Origin of the sequence: Nocardia huaxiensis (genome assembly GCF_013744875.1) — a bacterium.
Classification (GTDB): Bacteria; Actinomycetota; Actinomycetes; order Mycobacteriales; family Mycobacteriaceae; genus Nocardia; species Nocardia huaxiensis.
Genome location: NZ_CP059399.1, coordinates 8,035,184 through 8,052,460 on the forward strand (window position 1 = coordinate 8,035,184; position 17,277 = coordinate 8,052,460).

Annotated in this window: 14 protein-coding genes; 6 read left to right on the forward strand and 8 right to left on the reverse strand. The window is 68.2% G+C overall.

The features are described 5' to 3' along the window. Positions 1-4: 4 nt before the first annotated feature. From glpD to H0264_RS36790, 3 genes are all read left to right on the forward strand, one after another. Positions 5-1,684, forward strand: a complete 1,680-nt coding sequence (glpD, locus tag H0264_RS36780) for a glycerol-3-phosphate dehydrogenase (RefSeq protein WP_181581802.1) — start codon at positions 5-7, stop codon at positions 1,682-1,684. A gap of 176 nt (positions 1,685-1,860) precedes the next feature. After that, positions 1,861-2,694 carry an MIP/aquaporin family protein gene (locus tag H0264_RS36785; protein ID WP_181581803.1) on the forward strand — a complete coding sequence of 278 codons (834 nt, stop codon included), beginning with the start codon at positions 1,861-1,863 and terminating at the stop codon, positions 2,692-2,694. Between the two features lie 71 nt (positions 2,695-2,765). Next, a complete protein-coding gene (locus tag H0264_RS36790; RefSeq protein WP_181581804.1) occupies positions 2,766-4,190 on the forward strand; it encodes a WGR domain-containing protein in 1,425 nt (474 codons plus the stop codon). 4 nt (positions 4,191-4,194) lie between these two features. On the opposite strand, the gene H0264_RS36795 is transcribed toward H0264_RS36790, so the two are convergent. The 3 genes from H0264_RS36795 to H0264_RS36805 all read right to left on the reverse strand — a co-directional run bounded on the left by H0264_RS36795 (position 4,195) and on the right by H0264_RS36805 (position 7,755). Further along, positions 4,195-4,698: a PaaI family thioesterase gene (locus tag H0264_RS36795; protein ID WP_181581805.1), complete on the reverse strand. Its 504-nt coding sequence runs from the start codon at positions 4,696-4,698 to the stop codon at positions 4,195-4,197. Positions 4,699-4,796: 98 nt separating this feature from the next. Further along, positions 4,797-7,397 (reverse strand): ATP-dependent Clp protease ATP-binding subunit, encoded by a 2,601-nt coding sequence (locus tag H0264_RS36800; RefSeq protein ID WP_181581806.1) that lies wholly within the window; start codon positions 7,395-7,397, stop codon positions 4,797-4,799. Between the two features lie 103 nt (positions 7,398-7,500). Beyond that, on the reverse strand, positions 7,501-7,755 hold the full coding sequence (locus H0264_RS36805; protein WP_181581807.1) for a hypothetical protein: 255 nt from the start codon (positions 7,753-7,755) through the stop codon (positions 7,501-7,503). 264 nt (positions 7,756-8,019) lie between these two features. Here H0264_RS36805 and H0264_RS36810 point away from each other — a divergent pair, with 264 nt between their 5' ends. Continuing rightward, positions 8,020-11,586, forward strand: a complete 3,567-nt coding sequence (locus H0264_RS36810) for an ATP-binding protein (RefSeq protein ID WP_181581808.1) — start codon at positions 8,020-8,022, stop codon at positions 11,584-11,586. A gap of 110 nt (positions 11,587-11,696) precedes the next feature. Here the strand turns inward: H0264_RS36810 and H0264_RS36815 are convergent, their stop codons facing one another. From H0264_RS36815 to H0264_RS36830, 4 genes are all read right to left on the reverse strand, one after another. Beyond that, positions 11,697-12,047 (reverse strand): histone-like nucleoid-structuring protein Lsr2, encoded by a 351-nt coding sequence (locus H0264_RS36815; RefSeq protein WP_181581809.1) that lies wholly within the window; start codon positions 12,045-12,047, stop codon positions 11,697-11,699. Between the two features lie 135 nt (positions 12,048-12,182). Then, on the reverse strand, positions 12,183-12,569 hold the full coding sequence (locus H0264_RS36820) for an Rv3235 family protein (RefSeq protein WP_181581810.1): 387 nt from the start codon (positions 12,567-12,569) through the stop codon (positions 12,183-12,185). Positions 12,570-12,844: 275 nt separating this feature from the next. Then, positions 12,845-13,501 (reverse strand): hypothetical protein, encoded by a 657-nt coding sequence (locus H0264_RS36825; RefSeq protein ID WP_244976059.1) that lies wholly within the window; start codon positions 13,499-13,501, stop codon positions 12,845-12,847. A gap of 22 nt (positions 13,502-13,523) precedes the next feature. Beyond that, a complete protein-coding gene (locus H0264_RS36830) occupies positions 13,524-15,014 on the reverse strand; it encodes a flavin-containing monooxygenase (RefSeq protein ID WP_181581811.1) in 1,491 nt (496 codons plus the stop codon). A gap of 70 nt (positions 15,015-15,084) precedes the next feature. Here H0264_RS36830 and H0264_RS36835 point away from each other — a divergent pair, with 70 nt between their 5' ends. Together H0264_RS36835 and H0264_RS36840 are read left to right on the forward strand one after the other, a co-directional pair. Beyond that, the gene (locus H0264_RS36835) at positions 15,085-16,101 is read left to right on the forward strand and encodes an AraC family transcriptional regulator (RefSeq protein ID WP_181581812.1); all 1,017 of its coding nucleotides are present in this window, start codon (positions 15,085-15,087) and stop codon (positions 16,099-16,101) included. Positions 16,102-16,187: 86 nt separating this feature from the next. Next, positions 16,188-16,379 (forward strand): hypothetical protein, encoded by a 192-nt coding sequence (locus tag H0264_RS36840; RefSeq protein WP_231084255.1) that lies wholly within the window; start codon positions 16,188-16,190, stop codon positions 16,377-16,379. 62 nt (positions 16,380-16,441) lie between these two features. On the opposite strand, the gene H0264_RS36845 is transcribed toward H0264_RS36840, so the two are convergent. Further along, the gene (locus H0264_RS36845; RefSeq protein WP_181581814.1) at positions 16,442-17,263 is read right to left on the reverse strand and encodes a nuclear transport factor 2 family protein; all 822 of its coding nucleotides are present in this window, start codon (positions 17,261-17,263) and stop codon (positions 16,442-16,444) included. Positions 17,264-17,277: the final 14 nt, after the last annotated feature.

The window sequence follows — 17,277 nt, forward strand, 5'->3', positions numbered from 1 at the left end:
ACTCGTGTCCGCTCAATTGGATCCCGCCTACCGCGCCCGGGCCATCGATGCCCTGGGCGACACCGAGATCGACGTCCTCGTGATCGGTGGTGGCGTGACCGGCGCCGGCGCCGCACTGGACGCCGCCTCGCGTGGACTGTCCGTCGCGCTCGTGGAGGCCCGCGATTTCGCCGCCGGCACCTCGAGCCGGTCCTCCAAACTCATCCACGGTGGCCTGCGCTACCTGGAGCAGCTCGACTTCGCTTTGGTCCGTGAGGCTTTGAAGGAACGCGGCCTGCTGCTGAACAAGCTGGCCCCGCACCTGGTGCGCCCGGTGTCGTTCCTGTTCCCGCTGCAGCACCACGTGTGGGAGCGCGCCTACATCGGCGCCGGGGTGGCCCTGTACGACACCCTCGGCGGCGCGCGCTCGGTGCCCATGCACCGGCACCTGACCCGTTCCAGCGCACTGGGATTGGCGCCCGCGCTCAAGGACGACGCCATGATCGGCGCCATCCGCTACTACGACGCGCAGGTCGACGACGCCCGCCACACCATGATGATCGCCCGCACCGCCGCCCAGCACGGCGCGACCGTGCTCACCCGCACCAAGGTCACCGGCCTGCTGCGGGACGGCGAAAAGGTCGTCGGCGCAAAGGTTCTCGACCAGGAGACCGGGCTCGAGCACACCATCCGCGCCCGCACCGTCATCTCCGCCACCGGCGTGTGGACCGATGACATGATCAAGATGACCGGCGTGGAGTTCCCGTTCCACGTGCGCATGTCGAAGGGCGTGCACATCATGGTCCCGCGCGAGCGGCTGAACATGAACACCGGTCTGATCATGCGCACCGAGAAGTCCGTGCTGTTCGTGATCCCGTGGGCCGAGCACTGGATCATCGGCACCACCGACACCGACTGGGGTCTGGACAAGAACCATCCCACCGCCAGCGCGGCCGATGTGCAGTACATCCTCGACCACGTGAATTCGCTGCTGCGCGAACCGCTCACCCGCGCCGACATCGTCGGCACCTACGCCGGTCTGCGGCCGCTCATGACCGGCGCGAACAAGGAGACCTCCAAGCTGTCGCGCGAGCACGCGGTGGCCGAACCGGCTCCCGGACTGTTCGTCATCGCGGGCGGCAAGTACACCACCTACCGGGTCATGGCCTCCGATGTGGTGGACGCGGCCGCCGAGCGGCTGGGCAGCGATGTCGCGCCGTCGGTCACCGAGAACCTGCCGATCCTCGGTGCGGTCGGCTACGCCGACATGCTCGGTGACATCGCGGGTGTCGCGGCGCGGGCGGATCTGCCGGCCGCGGTGGTCGAGCACCTGCTGGGCCGCTACGGCTCGCTGAGCAACGAGATCTTCGACCTCGTGGCGGCGGCTCCGGAACTGGCGCAGCCGATCGCGGGCGCGGAGGACTACATCGCCGCCGAGGCCGTGTACGCCGTCACCCACGAGGGCGCGCTGCACCTGGACGATCTGCTGACCCGGCGCACCCGCATCTCCATCGAGGTGCCGGACCGCGGCCTGAAGGCGGCCCCGGAGATTGCCGCGCTCATCGCCCCGCACCTGGGCTGGGATGCCGAGCGCACCAATGCGGAGATCAACAAGTATTTCGACCGCGTGCACGCCGAACTGGCCGCCAATGAGGCCAAGGACGACGAGACCGCGAACGCCGCCCGTATGGTCGCGGTGAGCTGATCCCGTAATTCGAGCAGCGCCGTGCCGGAATTGCTTCCGGCGCGGCGCTATTCGTCGTTTCCGAGGGGCTCGCCAGCCAGAAACACGTCCATATTGCGTGTTTCTGAGTGTTTGCTGTACGAAAGACCGTAAAGTCTTTTCTGAATCGCAGCGACCGCCGATCGGAGGCGCATTTCATGGATTTCAGCTCGATATTCCTCAGCGAGGCCCTGGGCACAGGCATCCTCATCCTGCTGGGTGCAGGTGTGGTCGCCAATGTGTTGCTCACCAAGTCGAAAGGGTTCGACGGCGGCTGGCTGCTCATCACCTTCGGATGGGGGCTGGGCGTCTTCGGCGGCGTCTACGTCGCCTACAAATCCGGCGGGCATCTCAATCCGGCCGTCACCATCGGCAATCTCTTCGCCGGAGCCGACGAATACGCGCCCGGCGTCCCGGTGAATTTCACCAATACCCTCGCCTACCTCAGCGGGCAGATGGTCGGCGCATTCGTGGGCGCCTGCCTGGCCTACGCGGTCTACAAGAAGCACTTCGACGCCGAGCCGGACGAGGCCAAGAAGCTCGGCATCTTCGCCACCGGCCCGGCCATCCGCTCCTACGGCTGGAACTTCGTCACCGAGGTGATCGCCACCTTCGTGCTGGTGCTGGTGATCCTGGCCTTCGGCCACACCCCCAGCGGACTGGGCCCGCTGGCCGCGGCCCTGCTGGTGGTCGGCATCGGCGCCTCGCTGGGCGGGCCCACCGGCTACGCCATCAACCCGGCGCGCGACCTCGGCCCCCGCATCGCCTACGCCCTGCTGCCGACCCAGCGGGCGGCGAATGTGCTGCCGCCACAGCGCGTCCCGGCCGATCTCAGCGCGGGCGGCGGTGCGCACCGCCGACTGGCCGAGGATCCCGGCCCGGATCTGCCCGCCAACCGCAAGGACGCCGACTGGCGCTACGCCTGGGTGCCGGTCTTCGGCCCGCTGGCCGGTGGCGCGCTCGCCGGGCTCGCGGCGCAGGCGTTCCTGTAGCGCTCGCCGAATGTCGGTGTCCCTTGCTAGCTTTCGCCTCACATCGAGATCGGCGAAGCACGGAGCAAGGCATGAGCAGCGGGGACACCACCTACCTCGAACTGTCCGAGGACAGCGGTTCGGCACACAAGTTCTACGAGGTCATCGTGGCGGGAACGCAGGTGACCATCCGGTACGGGCGCATCGGCGACGCGGGCACCACCAAGGTGAGCTCCTTCGCCACCGCGGACAAGGCGAAAGCCGCCGCCGCCAAGAAGATCGGCGAGAAGGTGCGCAAGGGGTACGCGGCGGCCGTCATGGGGGCGCGGGCGCCGCGGTCGATCACCCGGCGGGCCATCGTGAGTCAGCGCTCCACCGCCAAATCCGCGCCCGTGCTGTGGACCTTCGATTCGGGGGCGGCCGCGTTCGGCATCTTCGTGGACGAGAATCGGTGCTGGGTGGGCAATGAGAGCGGCGATGTGTTCACGCTGACGCCGGAGGGCACGGTGACCGGCCGGTTCCGGCTGCCGAACTCGGTGAAATGCATTGTGGCCGACGATTTCTGGATCTACGCCGGGTGCGACGACGGGCGCGTGTACGACCTGTCGGGCAAGGTGCCGCGCGCGGCCTACGATATCGCCGCGAATATCGACATCTACTGGCTCGACATCCACGACGGGATTCTCGGCGTCTCCGATGCGCAGGGCGGGCTCACCGTGATCGACCACGAGGAGGAGTCGCTGTGGTCGGTGCGCAGCAAGGGCAACTCCGGCTGGATGGTGCGCATCGACGAAAACGGCGTCTACCACGGGCATTCCAGCGGCGTCACCGCCTATGACCTGGTCAACGGCAATCACCGCTGGCATGTGGGCACCGGCGGGCCGGTCCTGTTCGGCTGGCAGGAAAGCGATTCCGTGTACGCGGGCACCAGCAGCAGCCAGGTGCGCATGGTGGCCAAGGACGGGCAGGCCGAACGCTCCTACCAGTGCGACGCGGCCGTATTCTCCTGTGCCACTTCACCGGACGGGCGCTACGTGTTCGCCGGCGACAATCACTCCTCGGTGTACTGCTTCGACTCCGCCGGGCAGCGACTGTGGAAGCTGGCCACCGGGTGCGGGTCCGCGTACTCCATGCAGTACCACGACGAGAAGCTGTACCTGGTCACCACCAGTGGCGCGCTCGCCTGCCTGGATGTGAGCGAGGCGGCCATCCGGGACGCCGAGCAGGGCGTGCTGCCGCAGACGGTGTCGGTGAAGGCTCCCGAGATCTCGGCGGTAATCCCCAGCGCCACAGTGGAAGTGACCGCGGACGCGGGCGACGGCATCGTGGTGGAATGCGTGCAGGAGGCGGGCAATCTGCGAGTGCACGTGGTCTCCCCCGGCTACCAGCACGGCTGGAATGTGCAGTTCCCCAGGGAGATTCGCCAGGCGGGGGCGCGGTATGTGGTGGACGCGGTGGCCGAGTCGGCGCGCGGCGGGTTCTACCGCGTGCGCGGCGATATCCGCCGCCTGAGCTGATTCGCTAGACGCCGACGCTGGACAGCTCGCCCGGGTTCGCGCCGAATTGCAGGAAATGCTCCGGCGCGACCTCGACGAAGATGGCGCGGCCGGTGGCGACCACGGTGTCGCCGTCGGTCAGCTCGGTGTCGATGAAGAGTTTGCGGCCGTCCCGGGCGGTCAGCCTGGATGTGACCACGAATTCTCGGTGCAGCCGCGCCGGGGCCGTGAAGCTGACGTCCAGTTTCACGGTCACCGCAGGCAGTTTGAGCGGCACCAGGACAGCCCCCGACGCCTCATCGAGAGCGGCGGCGACGATACCGCCGTGCGCGACACCGGGTGCGCCCTGATGCCGGTGATCCAGCAGGAATGTCCCGCGCACCACATCACCTCGGCGCTCGAAGGCTATATGCGGCGAGGCCGGATTGGACGGGCCGCAGCCGAAACAGCCGTGGTGGTGCGGCGGGAACGGCCCCTCCGCGAAAAGCTCACCCAGCGGCAGCGGGGCCTGATCACGATCTCGCTCCATATCTAGAAGTTAACTCAGATTCACACCGGAAGCGAGGGCGGACCGACCGCGCCGCGCCGGGAGGGGGCCGGTGCGGCGCGGTCGTCCTCGGAAAGCGGTCAGCTCTTGCTGCCCGCCGCAGCCTTGCCGGACTTGCTCGAAGCCTTGCCATTGCCGTTGGCGGACTCGGATTTGCCCTTCCCCTTGCCGTTCTTGCCGACGGTCATGACCGAGCTCTCGGTGACCTTCTCGTCGGTGCCCTTGACCGCGCTGTGGTGCAGGGCCTCGATGGTCAGGCCGGAATCATCGGCGTCGATGCGGACCGTGTCGCCGGGGGCCAGCGCACCGTCCAGCAGCTGCCGGGACAGCTTGTTGTCGAGCTCTTTCTGGACGCTGCGCTTGAGCGGCCGCGCACCGAACTCCGGCTGATAGCCGTTGTCCGCCAGCCAGTCCATGGCCTTGTCGGACACGTCCAGGCCGATGTCCTGCGCCTTCAGGCGACGGCGGGTGCCGTCCAGCACCAGGTCGACGATATTGCGCAGCTGCGTCTTGTCGAGCCGGTGGAAGATGATCTGCTCGTCGAGCCGGTTGAGGAATTCCGGGCGGAACTGCTTGCGCAGGCGCTCCTCCAGCTGCGGCGTAATCGAGTCCAGGTCACCGTCTTTCGCCGACAGGATGAGATCGGAGCCGATATTGCTGGTGAGGATGACGATGGTGTTCTTGAAATCGACCGTGCGCCCCTTGGAGTCGGTCACCCGGCCGTCGTCGAGCAGTTGCAGCAGGACATTGAACACGTCCGGGTGCGCCTTCTCCACCTCGTCGAACAGGATCACCGAATACGGTTGGCGGCGAACCTTGTCGGTGAGCTGCGCGGCATCGTCGTAGCCGACGTATCCGGGCGGTGCGCCCACGAGCCTGGAAACCGTGTGCTTCTCCTGGAATTCGCTCATGTCGAAGCGGATGAGCCGGTCCTCATCGCCGAATACCTGCTCCGCCAAGGCTTTCGCGAGTTCGGTCTTGCCGACGCCGGTGGGGCCGAGGAACAGGAACGAGCCGATGGGCCGCCCGGGGTCCTTGAGCCCGGCGCGGGCGCGGCGCACCGCCTCGGCCACGGCGACGATCGCCTCCTCCTGCCCGACGACCCGCTTGTGCAGCGCCGCTTCGAGTTTCAGCAGTTTCTGCCGCTCCTCGGTGGTGAGGTCGGCGACCGGGATGCCGGTCTGGCGCGACACCACCTCGGCGATATCGGTGATCTCGACCGTGGGGATCTCGGTGCGATCCACCTCGTCCGCGGTCTTCTGCTCCAGCTTGGCGATCTCGGCCTTGAGCTTGGTGGCCTTCTCGTAGTCCTCGCCGGCGACCGCGGCGTCCTTCTCGCGATTGAGCCGGGCCAGCTTCTCGTCGAGCTCACGCACCTTGGGATCCGGTGTGCGCGTGCGCAATCGGACGCGCGCACCGGCCTGGTCCACCAGGTCGATGGCCTTGTCCGGCATGAACCGGTCGGTGAGGTAGCGGTCGGAGAGTTCGGCGGCGGCGATCAACGCCTCGTCCAGGTAGCGGACCTGATGGTGTTCCTCGTACACGTCCACCAGCCCGCGCAGGATCTCGATGGTGTCGGTGACCGACGGTTCGGACACCATGACCGGCTGGAAGCGGCGTTCCAGGGCGGCGTCCTTCTCGATGTACTTGCGGTATTCGTCGATGGTGGTCGCGCCGATGGCGTGCAGTTCGCCGCGCGCGAGGGCGGGCTTGAGCATATTGCTCGCATCCATGGAGCCCTCACCGCCGCCGCCCGCGCCGACGATGGTGTGCAGTTCGTCGATGAAGATCACCAATTCGTCGGAGTGCGCGCGCACTTCATCGAGGACCTTGGTGAGCCGCTCCTCGAACTCGCCGCGATACTTGCTGCCCGCGACCATCGAACTGACGTCGAGGGCGATGACGCGGCGGTCGGCCAGGGTGCTGGGCACATCGCCGTTCACGATGCGCTGGGCCAGGCCCTCGACGATGGCGGTCTTGCCGACGCCCGGGTCACCGATGAGCACGGGATTGTTCTTGCGCCGCCGGGACAGGATCTCGACGGTCTGCTCGATCTCGGTGGCGCGGCCCACCACCGGGTCCACCTTGCCGGCGCGCGCCTCGGCGGTGAGGTCGCGGCCGTACTCGTCCAGGGTCGGGGTGTCGCTGGGCTCCCTGTGGCCGGGCGCGGCGGGCAATTTGGCCCCGTTCGCTCCCGAGAGCGCCTGTGCGGCAGTGGTTTCCGGGAGGGCGGCGATGCCCAGCAGAATGTGTTCCGGCCCGATGTAGCTGCTGCCCGCCTCGGCGGCGCTGCGCTGGGCATTGCGCAGGGCGGACTTGGCCGCGGGGCTGAGCTGTAGCGCGTGGCCGCTGCCGGTCGCACCGACCCCGCTGCCCGCGGCGGTCTGCATCTGCTTGCGCAGTTCTTTCGGATCGCGGCCGATCTCGGCGATGATGCTGCGCGCGGGCTCGGTGTCGGCCGCGGCGTAGAGCAGGTGTTCGGGGGTGATCTCGGCATTGCCCCAGTCGTGCGCCGCGGCACGGGCCGAGGCCACCACCTGTTTCGCGCTTTCGCTCAGCAAACGACTCAGGTCGATGCGCTGCACCGGGGGCTGCGCGGTCATGCCCGAGCCGAAGAAACGCTGGAATATGTCGTCGAAGGAGTCGAATGGATCGCGGGAGCCGGGCCAACCCTGGGTCATCTGGTCACCTCGTGGCGTCGGGCGACGCGACGAATCCCGATGACGCTGCACAGGTTCGACGCGTCAGCAAACGAATGGCGAACTCGATGCCACAGTAGTCGGCTCAGCGGCTCCCCGCACCCATGGGCGTGAACGGCGCATAGTCGCGCACATGACCCTCGGTCCACTCCCAGAGCGACTCCGGATCGACCGCCACGCCGCGCTGCAGCAGCAGCCGCCAGCCCCCCTCCTGTTTCTCCCAGATGTCGCCGTCGCGGTCGACGTAGTAGCCGGCGCCTTCGGGTTCGATTCCGGTTTCACCGAATCCCCGGGGGCCGTTTTCGCCGAATACCCGGGGGAAGTCGCGTCGTTGCAACACGTCTCACCACCCCTTTCACAGAGTTGCTTCCACTCGAAAGTATCGAGCACGTCTCTTCCGGTTCACTTCCGGCGGAGTTGCGGGGGCGTCAAATGCTGTTAGCATTGCAAAACACATTGCGTAGCACAGCTTTTCGCGCCGACACGCCAGCGCCTATAACTATCCGACAACGTTTCGGCTAACTTTTGGCATCTTCAACTTTTTGCGAGATAGTGCTCTTCTTGCGGCAAACGACCAGTTTGCTTTCGGCGCGAGGAGGGTGACATGGCAGGTCCCGAGATCAGGGTCCTCGGTCCCCTGCAGTTGACTCTCGACGGCCGCGAACTCCCCCTCGGAACCCCCATGCAGCGGGCCGTGCTCGGCCGTCTCGTCGTCGCCCACGGGCAGGCGGTGAGCACCGAACGCCTGGTGGACGACCTGTGGGCGGGCAGCCCGCCACCCAAGGCGGCCTCGGTGCTGCAGGTGCACATCCACTCCCTGCGCCGGCTCTTCGAACCGGATCGGCCGCGGCGCGCGCCCTCCCGGTTCATCTGGTCCGAATCATCCGGTTACGCGCTGCGGATCCCCGAGAACTCCGTCGACGCCTGGCATTTCGAACAGCGCTTGCGCACCTACCAGGAACTGGTCAGCAATCCCGAGACCCGGCCCGACACCGCGCAGCGCAATTCCCTGCTCGACGCCCTGCTGGCGCGCTGGCACGGCCCGGCGCTCGAAGCCTTCGCCGACGCCGAATGGGCCATCGCGGAAGCCGACCGGCTCACCGATCTGCATCTGACCGCCGTGGAACTGAGCGCCCAGGCCAAACTCGAACTGGGCCGCTCCGGCGAAGTCGTCATCGACCTGCGGCCGCATTTCGAAACACATCCCGGACGCGAGGAACTCGTCCGGCTGCTGGCCCTCGCGCAATATGCGCTCGGGCGGCAATTGGAGGCGCTCACCACAATTCGGCGCTCCCGTGATTTTCTCGGCGGGGAATTCGGCGTGGACCCCGGACCGGCACTGCGCAATCTGGAAACCGCCATTCTGAACCATGCGGTCGACCTCACCCCGGCGCTCCCGAAACCGGCCCGCCCGCCGGGGGGCGCACTGGTCGCCGCGATGGGCGGCGGCATCGCCCCGGCACCCGGAACCCCACGCAGCACCGGATATTTCGCCGAACTGTCGGAACTGCTGACCATTGCCGACACCGCCCGCGGCGGACAGTTGCGGCTGGCCTGGCTATCCGGGGAGGCCGGCATGGGCAAGACCACGCTGGCCGAAACCGTGCTCGCCGCACTGGAAGCGGCCGATTGGACCGTCGCCGCCGGCGCCTGCCCGGATATCGACGGTGCGCCGCCCGCGTGGGCCTGGTCCGAAATCCTTGCCGCGCTCGGTAAGGCGAACGGAAGCGAACCGAGTGGTACCCCCAGCGCGAGGCCGGCCCGGGAAGTCAGCAGCACTGTCCCGCACCTGGACGCCGGCAGGACGATCCCCAACTGGGACATCAGCGGCGCGATCCCGAGCCGAGACATCGGCCGGGCCGGGGCGAGCCGGTACGCCGGCGGAGTCGGCGGGAGCCGGGACATCAGCGGAGCCGGCGAGCTGCCGCCGAGTGGCGCTGAGCCATTCCTGCTGTCCCAGGGTCTAGCGCAGTGGTGCAGGCGCGCAACGGCTTCCGGTCCTGTGGCTCTCCTGCTCGAGAATGTGCACCGCGCGGACACCGCCACCCTGCAGGTGTTGCGGCAGCTGGCGGTCTGGCTGCGCGACGAACCCGTCTTTCTCCTGGTCACGGCGCGGCGCTCGGAAGCGAGGCCCGAAGTGACCGCCACGGGCGCCGCGCTGGCGCAGTACGCGACGGCGTGGATGGATCTACGCGGGCTCGATCCGGAGGGCACACGGCAGGTCGCGCTCGACGCGGGATTGACCACGGTGGACGACGAGCTGCTCCGGCCGCTGCACGAGCGGACGGGCGGGAACCCGCTGTTCGTCCGCGAGCTGGCGAAACTCGTAGCCGCGCAGGGTAGTCCAACCGCGGGTGTGCCCGATGCCGTCCGAGGGTTCGTCGAGGACCGGCTCGCGCGGCTGCCCGCCGGGATTACCGATGTGCTGCAGCAGGTTTCGGTATGGGGCAACGGGGCCGAGCTGGGGCTGGTGAGCATGGCGTGCGGGCTCGAGGAGGACCGGCTCATCGATCTGATCGCCGCAGCGGAGGCCGCGGGCCTGGTGCGGACCGGGCGCGGCGGGAGCATCGTCTTCGCGCACGGAATCGTCAGGGATGCGGTGTATCTCGGCATTCCGAGTCTGCGGCGGGGGCGAATGCACTGGGCCGCACTGGAATTGCTGGTCTGGAATCGGGACGCGTACCCCGTTCCGGCGCGTGATCCGGAGGTGCTGGCCCGGCACGCCATGCTCGGCGCGAGCGCCGAAACCGCGCCGGACGCCATCGAATACGTGCACGCCGCGGCGCGACGGCGCATGGAACGCGGCATGCGGCGCGAGACCGCCCGGCTCATGCGGGCCACGGTGGAACTGCACGAACTCGCCGGGCACGCCACCGAGCACGCCGCGCGGGCGGATCGGATCGCGCTGCTGGACGCGCGCTGCGGGCTCGTCACCGCCCTCGCCTACGACAATCGCGACCGCGACGCCCGGACCGAACTCGGGCTGGCCGTCGCGCTGGCCACCGAACTCGGCGGCGACGAACTCCTGGCCCGGGCACTGACCAGCTGGCAGGCACCGGTCCTCTGGCCGATTCGGGCCTACCGAGAGCCGAACGAACCCATCCGCCAGGCCCTTTCGCGTCTGCTCAGCAAGAACCTGCCGACCGGCACCGGCCGCGCGCCCGCCGAGACCTCCCGCGCCGAGCAGGAGCTCACCGTCCCGCGCGCCACCCTGGTGCGGCTGCTCGTGGCCGCCACCTTCGAAACCGAGCTCGACGAGTACGACACCGCACAGCGGCTGGCACGGCTGGCCCTGGACCTCGCGCGCGAGGTCGGTGAACCGGAACTGCTGTGCGCGGCCATCAATGCGGTGACCTTCTGGGAATCCGACTACGGCCCGGAGTTCGCCGGGCTCGTCACCCAGCTGGAGCTGACCGCGCACCGAGCCGGGCTGCCCGAATACCGGGCGCTGGCACACTATCTCGGCTACCGGGCCGCACTGGCGCACGCGGATCTGCGGCGGGCCGGACGGCTGGTGCGGCTGGCCATGGAATGCGCCGGGGAGGGCCAGTTGCAGCCGCTGCTCGATATGGACAGCTGCTGCGCGGCCATGATGGAGCTGCTGCGCGGGGACATCGACCTGGCCGAGCGGCTCTACGATCGGTTCGCGGTGCGAATCACGCTGGCGGGCAAGGCGAACGAGGTCGAGACGCGGCTGTTCTGCGCCATCGCGCTGGGCTGGGCGCGCGGGGATCTGTCCCGGCTGGTGGATGTGCTCACCAAGAATTGGGCGTCCCTGCCGGGAGTGGCCACCGAACCGTACGCGCTGGCACTGCTGCATGCCGGGCAGGAGGACCGGGCGCGCACCGTCTTCGCGGGACTGGGGCCCGTCGGCAGCGGCTCGTTTCCGGCATTCCGGGCTGCCATGCGGGCCCAGGTGGCCCTCGAACTCGGCGACCGCGACAGCATGCGGGAACTGCTGGAATACCTTTCGGTGCACAGCGGCACCATCATCGGCATCGAAACCGGCGTCGCCGCGTTCGGTCCGATGGATTCGGTGCTCGCCACGCTGTCCGACGCGCTCGGCGACACCGTGGGCGCGAGCCGATATCGGGAACAGGCGCAGCTGTTGCTGGCGCGGATCCGCGCGGATCTGCCCGATACCGGGCACGCGCTGCTGCGCGCCGCGTAGGAAATGCCGTGTAAGACCGAAGGCGGATGAAAAAGACAGGCATCGGCAGCCTCCGGGCTTGCCGATGCCTGTCCTTTTTCTCAGCGAACCAGCTGAGAATTTGCTGCCCGCTATTTCTTGGCGCGCTGGTACGCCTCGACGATCTCGGCCGGGATACGACCGCGCGAGGAGACCTGGTGGCCCTGAGCGCGCGCCCATTCCCGGATCGCGGTGCTCTCTTCCCGGTCCACGGCCGGACGGGTACGGCCGGCGACGACGCCCGCCTTACCGCCGCGCTTGGAACGACCCACCTTGCGGGCCTTCTCGGTCCACGGCTCCAGCGACTCCCGCAGCTTGCCGGCATTCTTGATCGACAGGTCGATCTCGTAATCGGAACCGTCGATCGAGAAAAAGACGGTTTCGTCGGCCTTCGATTCGCCGTCGTAGTCGTCAACCAGAGTTACGGTGACTTTCTTCGCCATGGACTGCCCTTCCACGTAGGTGGTGCCGCTATTCGCCGAAATGCTAATCGCGCGGCTGTTAGGTTTCAAACCAGGCGCGAATCGAATTCGACGAGGTAAGACTATTCTGCTATTACCGCAGAGACCAGACGGTCTTCAGCGCACCCGGAATGCGGACAAGCGCCACCCGGAACGACCGTGCACAATGCGCGCGGCAAGCGCGAAATGCCGTGTTCCCCGGTCGTATCCCGCACAAACCTCGGCGGTTCCGGAATCCGACATGATCACATCGACCCTGGTGAGGGTGGCGACGCCGAGTTCGTGCCCCGGTGCGGTACCCGAGACCGCGAGAGTGCGCACCGCGGCGATCACAGTCGTTTCGGCGAGCGATCCCAACTGCGCCGCCGAACGGCGGCCGTCGAGCACCTCGAGCGCCACCCGCAGCACCGCCCGCGCGAATTGTGCTGCCGCTGCGGCGAGTTCGCGCGAATCGGAGGTTTTCGCAGGCTGCGAAGGCTTTAACGGCTGCGTTTTTCGGGCCACCCGATTCCGGCAGGACGCTGATTGCGACGGCTCGGGGCGCACCTGCGAAGGCGGACACGACCGTGCGTGCGCACGAGCGCGCGAGTCGATCGGGGGCTCCGATTCCGGTGCGGGCAGCAGGAATCCACCGTGGAATCGCCGGGATTGATCCATGGGTGTGAGCCTGGCATGGGGAGCCCCGGCACCGGCCCAGCCGCGCACAACTCGCACCCCCGGCTCCGGAGTGTCCGGCTTGCCCGACGCGCACCGCAGCGCCACCCCGGAAATCCGCGAGGCTATTTCAGCAACGCCAGCCGACCGGCGAAGTCGGTGGGCAGGTACAGCACCGGGCTGGTGGTCCACGGCTGCCCGGACTCCGGATCGTAGACGCTGGGCATGGTCACCCCGGCGGGCGCGAACGCCTCGAAACCGCGCTTGGCGGTGGTGCGGGTGGCCCGCCACAGATGATCCTGGAACGCCACCACGGCGGCCCGGTCGGATGTCAGGGCAGCGCCGCGCAATTCGGCCACCTTGGCCGCGACGCCATCGGTGGACAGGTAGACGAGAGTGCCGTCGGCGGCGCGATCGGGGTCGATGGAGACCACATCGGTCAGACCGTAGCGCGAGCGCAACACCTCGGCTATCTCGGTTTGCGCGTAGACGGGGACGGCTCGATCACCGCGTGCGGCGACGACCGCCGCCGCCAGTTCCTCGTTCACGGGGCCGGGCTCGCCGACCTCGCGGGTCGAATCCAGGCCCGCCGGAATGCGATTGCCGAAGCTGTAGGCCACGATCAGCGTCGCGCTGTCGGCCGGGGCGGTGGGCACCGTCCACAGATCCAGCGGTGACGGCGCGGCGGGCGGGTCCGCGACCGCCGCACCGGTGGCCTGCCAGCTCAGGCAGCCCAGCACCGCGACGGCCGCTGCCGCCATGACTCTCCGCGACGATCCCATGCCGCCGAGTCTAGGCACGCGGTCAGACTCGCTCGAGCGCCTTGTCCGCTCGGACCGGACGCAGGGTCTTGCTCAGACCGGTGCGCATGGTGGTGGCCGTGTCGAGCAGGTAGTTCTGCCGCACCCGCCACGGGTGCCGATCGCCCTGGCGGGGGAAGTCACCGATGCTGCGTTGGATGTAACCCGAGGCCAGATCCAGCAAGGGCCGCTCGGCCAGTGTGCGATCCGGTTGCGGCACGACGGCGGAATAGCCGTTGCGGTCCATGTAGGACAGCACCCGGCAGACCAGGCGCGAGGTCAGGTCGGCGCGCAGGGTCCAGGAGGCATTGGTGTAGCCGATGCAGACCGCGAAATTCGGGACGCCGGTGAGCATGGTGCCCTGCCAGACGTATTCATCCGACAGGGTCACCGGCTTGCCGTCCACCCGCAGCGTGATGCCGCCGAAGGCGAGCAGCTGCAAACCGGTCGCGGTGATCACGATGTCGGCCTCCAGCACCCGGCCCGACTTCAGCCGAATGCCTTCCGGCACAAAGGTTTCGATGTGATCGGTGACCACCTCGGCCTTGCCTTTGCGCATGGCCTTGAAGAAGTCGGCGTCCGGCACCGCGCACAGCCGCTGATCCCACGGGTCGTAGTCGGGCGTGAAGTGCTCGGCGACCAGTTCACGGTCCTTCAGGATGCGTGTGGTCAGGCCCAGCAGCATCTTGCGCGCGGCCTCCGGGCGACGGCGGCAGTACTGGTAGAAGCCGACATTGAACAGAATGTTCTTGGTGCGGATCACGCGGTGCGCCAGCTCCGGCGGCAGCAGTTCGCGAATCCGGTCGGCCAGCTTGTCGCGGCCGGGCACCGCGGAGATCCAGGTGGGGGTGCGCTGCAGCATGGTCACCAGTTCGGCCTGCTCGGCCATGGCCGGAACGAGGGTGACGGCGGTCGCGCCGCTGCCGATGACCACGACCTTCTTGCCGGTGTAATCCAGGTCCTCGGGCCAGAATTGCGGGTGCACGACCTGCCCGGCGAAATCGGCGAGGCCCTCGAATTCCGGGGAGTGGCCCTGGTCGTAGTTGTAGTAACCCGAGCAGGAGTAGAGGAATCCACAGGTGAGCGTGCTGGTTTCGCCGTTCGCGCCCTGGAGGGTGAGGGTCCAGCGTGCGGCGGCGCTATCCCATTCGGCGGCAATCACCTTGGTGCCGTAGCGAATATGGCGGTCGATGCCGTTCTCGGCGGCCGTCTCGGTGATGTAGCGCAGGATCGAGGGGCCGTCGGCAATGGATTTGGCGTCACGCCACGGCTTGAACGGGTAGCCGAGGGTGAACATGTCCGAATCGGAGCGGATGCCGGGATAGCGGAACAGGTCCCAGGTGCCGCCGAGGGTGTCGCGGGCCTCGAGAATCGCGTAACTGCGGCCCGGATGTTCGGTCTGCAGTCGGTAGGCCGCGCCGATGCCGGACAGGCCGGCTCCCACGATCACGACATCCAGATGCTCGGCGGTGGTGCTGTCTGTCCCGGCGCTCATGGTCTCCAGTCTGTTGGGGGCGGCACGCCAGTTCTTGACTCAGCGCGACAATCATTTGATCCTAGGCGACATGTCGGTCATCAGATCCGCCGGACTCCGGGGCTTCCGCGCCACCGTCGCCGAACTGGGCGGCAATGCCGAGGAGCTGGTCGGCGCGTGCGGACTGCCCGTCGCCGCCCTCGATACCGACGACCTGCTGGTGCCCGATCAGGCGGTGGGCGCGGTGCTCGAACTGGCCGCGCAGCGGCTGGACTGCCCGGATCTGGGGCTGCGCATGGCCTACCGGCAGGACCTGGACATGCTGGGACCGCTGGCGCTGGCCATCCGGAATTCGCCGACTCTCGCCGATGTGCTGGCCTGCACCTCGCGCTATCTGTTCGTGCACGCGCGGTCGCTGAGCCTGACCATGGAACCGGATCCGTACGCGGATCGCGGGGTGATCGCGCTGTGCTACGGCGTCACCGCGCCCGGACTGCCGACGCCCGTGCAGGGCACCGATCTCGGACTGGCGTTCGTGCACCGCGCGATTCGGCGCTTGGTCGGCGATCGGTACGGGTTGCGGTCGGTGGAATTGCCGTATCGGCCGCCCGCGACGCTGGCCGCGTACGAGGAATTCTTCGGTGCGCCAGTGCGAATCGAGCGTTCCGCGGCACTGCTGCGGGTGCCCGCCAGTCTGGCCAATCGACCGCTGTCCGGCGGCGACGAGAACCTGCACCGGCTCGCCCTGGCCTTCCTGGCCGAGCAGTCGGGTGGGCCGTCCATCGCGACGGCCCCGCGTGTGCGCACCGCGCTACAGAAGCTGCTCGGCACCACCGCACCCGAAATCGGCTCTGTCGCACGCCTGCTCACCGTGCATCCACGAACCCTGCAGCGGCGCTTGGCCGCCGAGGGCACGTCCTTCGCCGCCCTGCTGGACGATGTGCGGCGGGAAGAGGCGCGGCGCTACCTGACCACCACGGACATGCCCATGAGCCAAGTCGCCTCGCTCATCGGGCTTTCCGAGCAGGCGACCCTGACGCGCTGCTGCCAACGCTGGTGGGGCGTGACGCCTTCCGCGGTTCGCAAGGGTGGCGGCACGGCGCTCTGAAACACGGTGACTCTGAAACGATCAACCTTCGCAGCAAACGCGTGTCGATGCCGCACTACCAGCACCTTCACGCGGAGGATGAGGGGGTGACCGCCGAATGCCCTTCCTGCGCTTGGCCCTCCCCCACTCCCGTCTCCGGGCACCGCTCGGTGCAGTACCTGCGCTGTGTGTGCGGGGAGTGGATGATCACGGTGCACGGGAAGGTCGTCGGCACCGCGGGCGGCAGCAACTTCAGCCGCAAGGACCCGCTCACCGTCATCGCCGGCACGCGGGACTGACCGCTCCGGCAGCCAGCGGCACCGCCCGAAAGCGCCACCGGCCCAACGCAACCGGACCGGACTCAGCGGGGCTGCACGAAGATCCGCACGCCTTCGACCCGGTGGCCGCGCTCGCTGAAATCGAGCTGCGCTATGCCGCGGCCCTCGCGGGTCTCGACCGTGGCGGTGACGTGGCGACCCGCCGCGATGGGCTTGCTCCAGCGCAGACCGCGGGCGCGAGTCGTGAAGTCCTCCAGGGACATCGCGTCGCCGTTCGCCCACTCCAGGCGCGGTACCGACACCAGAGTCGTTCGGGCACCGGCGATATCGGCGCGGCCGACCGCGTCCAGCAGGCGACCGGCGGCCTGTTTGCCCTTCGCGCCCACACCGCGCATGCCCTGCATGAAGCCCAGAGCGCCGCCGACGCCCTGGTTTCCGAGCAGTTGCGGGCCGAGCTTCGCACCGGCCAGCAGGCCCTGCGCGCCGGAACCCATGAGCTGTGCGATCATTCCGGGCAGCTCCCAATGTGCCCGCAGCGCACGGATTTTCACGTCGTCGCCGGTATCCGCCAGGTCGTAGCGCAGATGCATGGGCACGTGCAGGGTGACGCCGGTGGCTGTATCACTCGAAAACATGGTGGTGGCGATGGTGAGATCGCGGAACACCGTCATCCCGCACACCACATCGTGTTCCACGTCGAAGACGATGCCGTTGGGTCCGATGAAGGTGTCGTAGAAGCGGTCGATGGCGGCGCGGCCGATGTTCGGGCGCGAGCCGACCGGGTCTTCCACGGACGCGTTCTCGGCGAAAAGGCCCACCCAGGAAGCCTTGTCGTGCAGGCCGACGGCACGCGGCGAGGCTTCGACGGTCGCCAGCAGTTCGGCGGCGGTGGGGTTCGCGGGCACGGTGTCCTCCAGAG

Excerpts from the sequence above, each read along its gene's own strand:
- H0264_RS36825 (WP_244976059.1), bottom strand. The coding sequence starts at position 13,501 with ATGGGATCGTCGCGGAGAGTCATGGCGGCAGCGGCCGTCGCGGTGCTG.
- H0264_RS36830 (WP_181581811.1), bottom strand. The coding sequence starts at position 15,014 with ATGAGCGCCGGGACAGACAGCACCACCGCCGAGCATCTGGATGTCGTG.
- H0264_RS36815 (WP_181581809.1), bottom strand. The coding sequence starts at position 12,047 with ATGGCGAAGAAAGTCACCGTAACTCTGGTTGACGACTACGACGGCGAA.
- H0264_RS36790 (WP_181581804.1), top strand. The coding sequence starts at position 2,766 with ATGAGCAGCGGGGACACCACCTACCTCGAACTGTCCGAGGACAGCGGT.
- H0264_RS36810 (WP_181581808.1), top strand. The coding sequence starts at position 8,020 with ATGGCAGGTCCCGAGATCAGGGTCCTCGGTCCCCTGCAGTTGACTCTC.
- H0264_RS36795 (WP_181581805.1), bottom strand. The coding sequence starts at position 4,698 with ATGGAGCGAGATCGTGATCAGGCCCCGCTGCCGCTGGGTGAGCTTTTC.
- H0264_RS36835 (WP_181581812.1), top strand. The coding sequence starts at position 15,085 with ATGTCGGTCATCAGATCCGCCGGACTCCGGGGCTTCCGCGCCACCGTC.
- H0264_RS36785 (WP_181581803.1), top strand. The coding sequence starts at position 1,861 with ATGGATTTCAGCTCGATATTCCTCAGCGAGGCCCTGGGCACAGGCATC.
- H0264_RS36800 (WP_181581806.1), bottom strand. The coding sequence starts at position 7,397 with ATGACCCAGGGTTGGCCCGGCTCCCGCGATCCATTCGACTCCTTCGAC.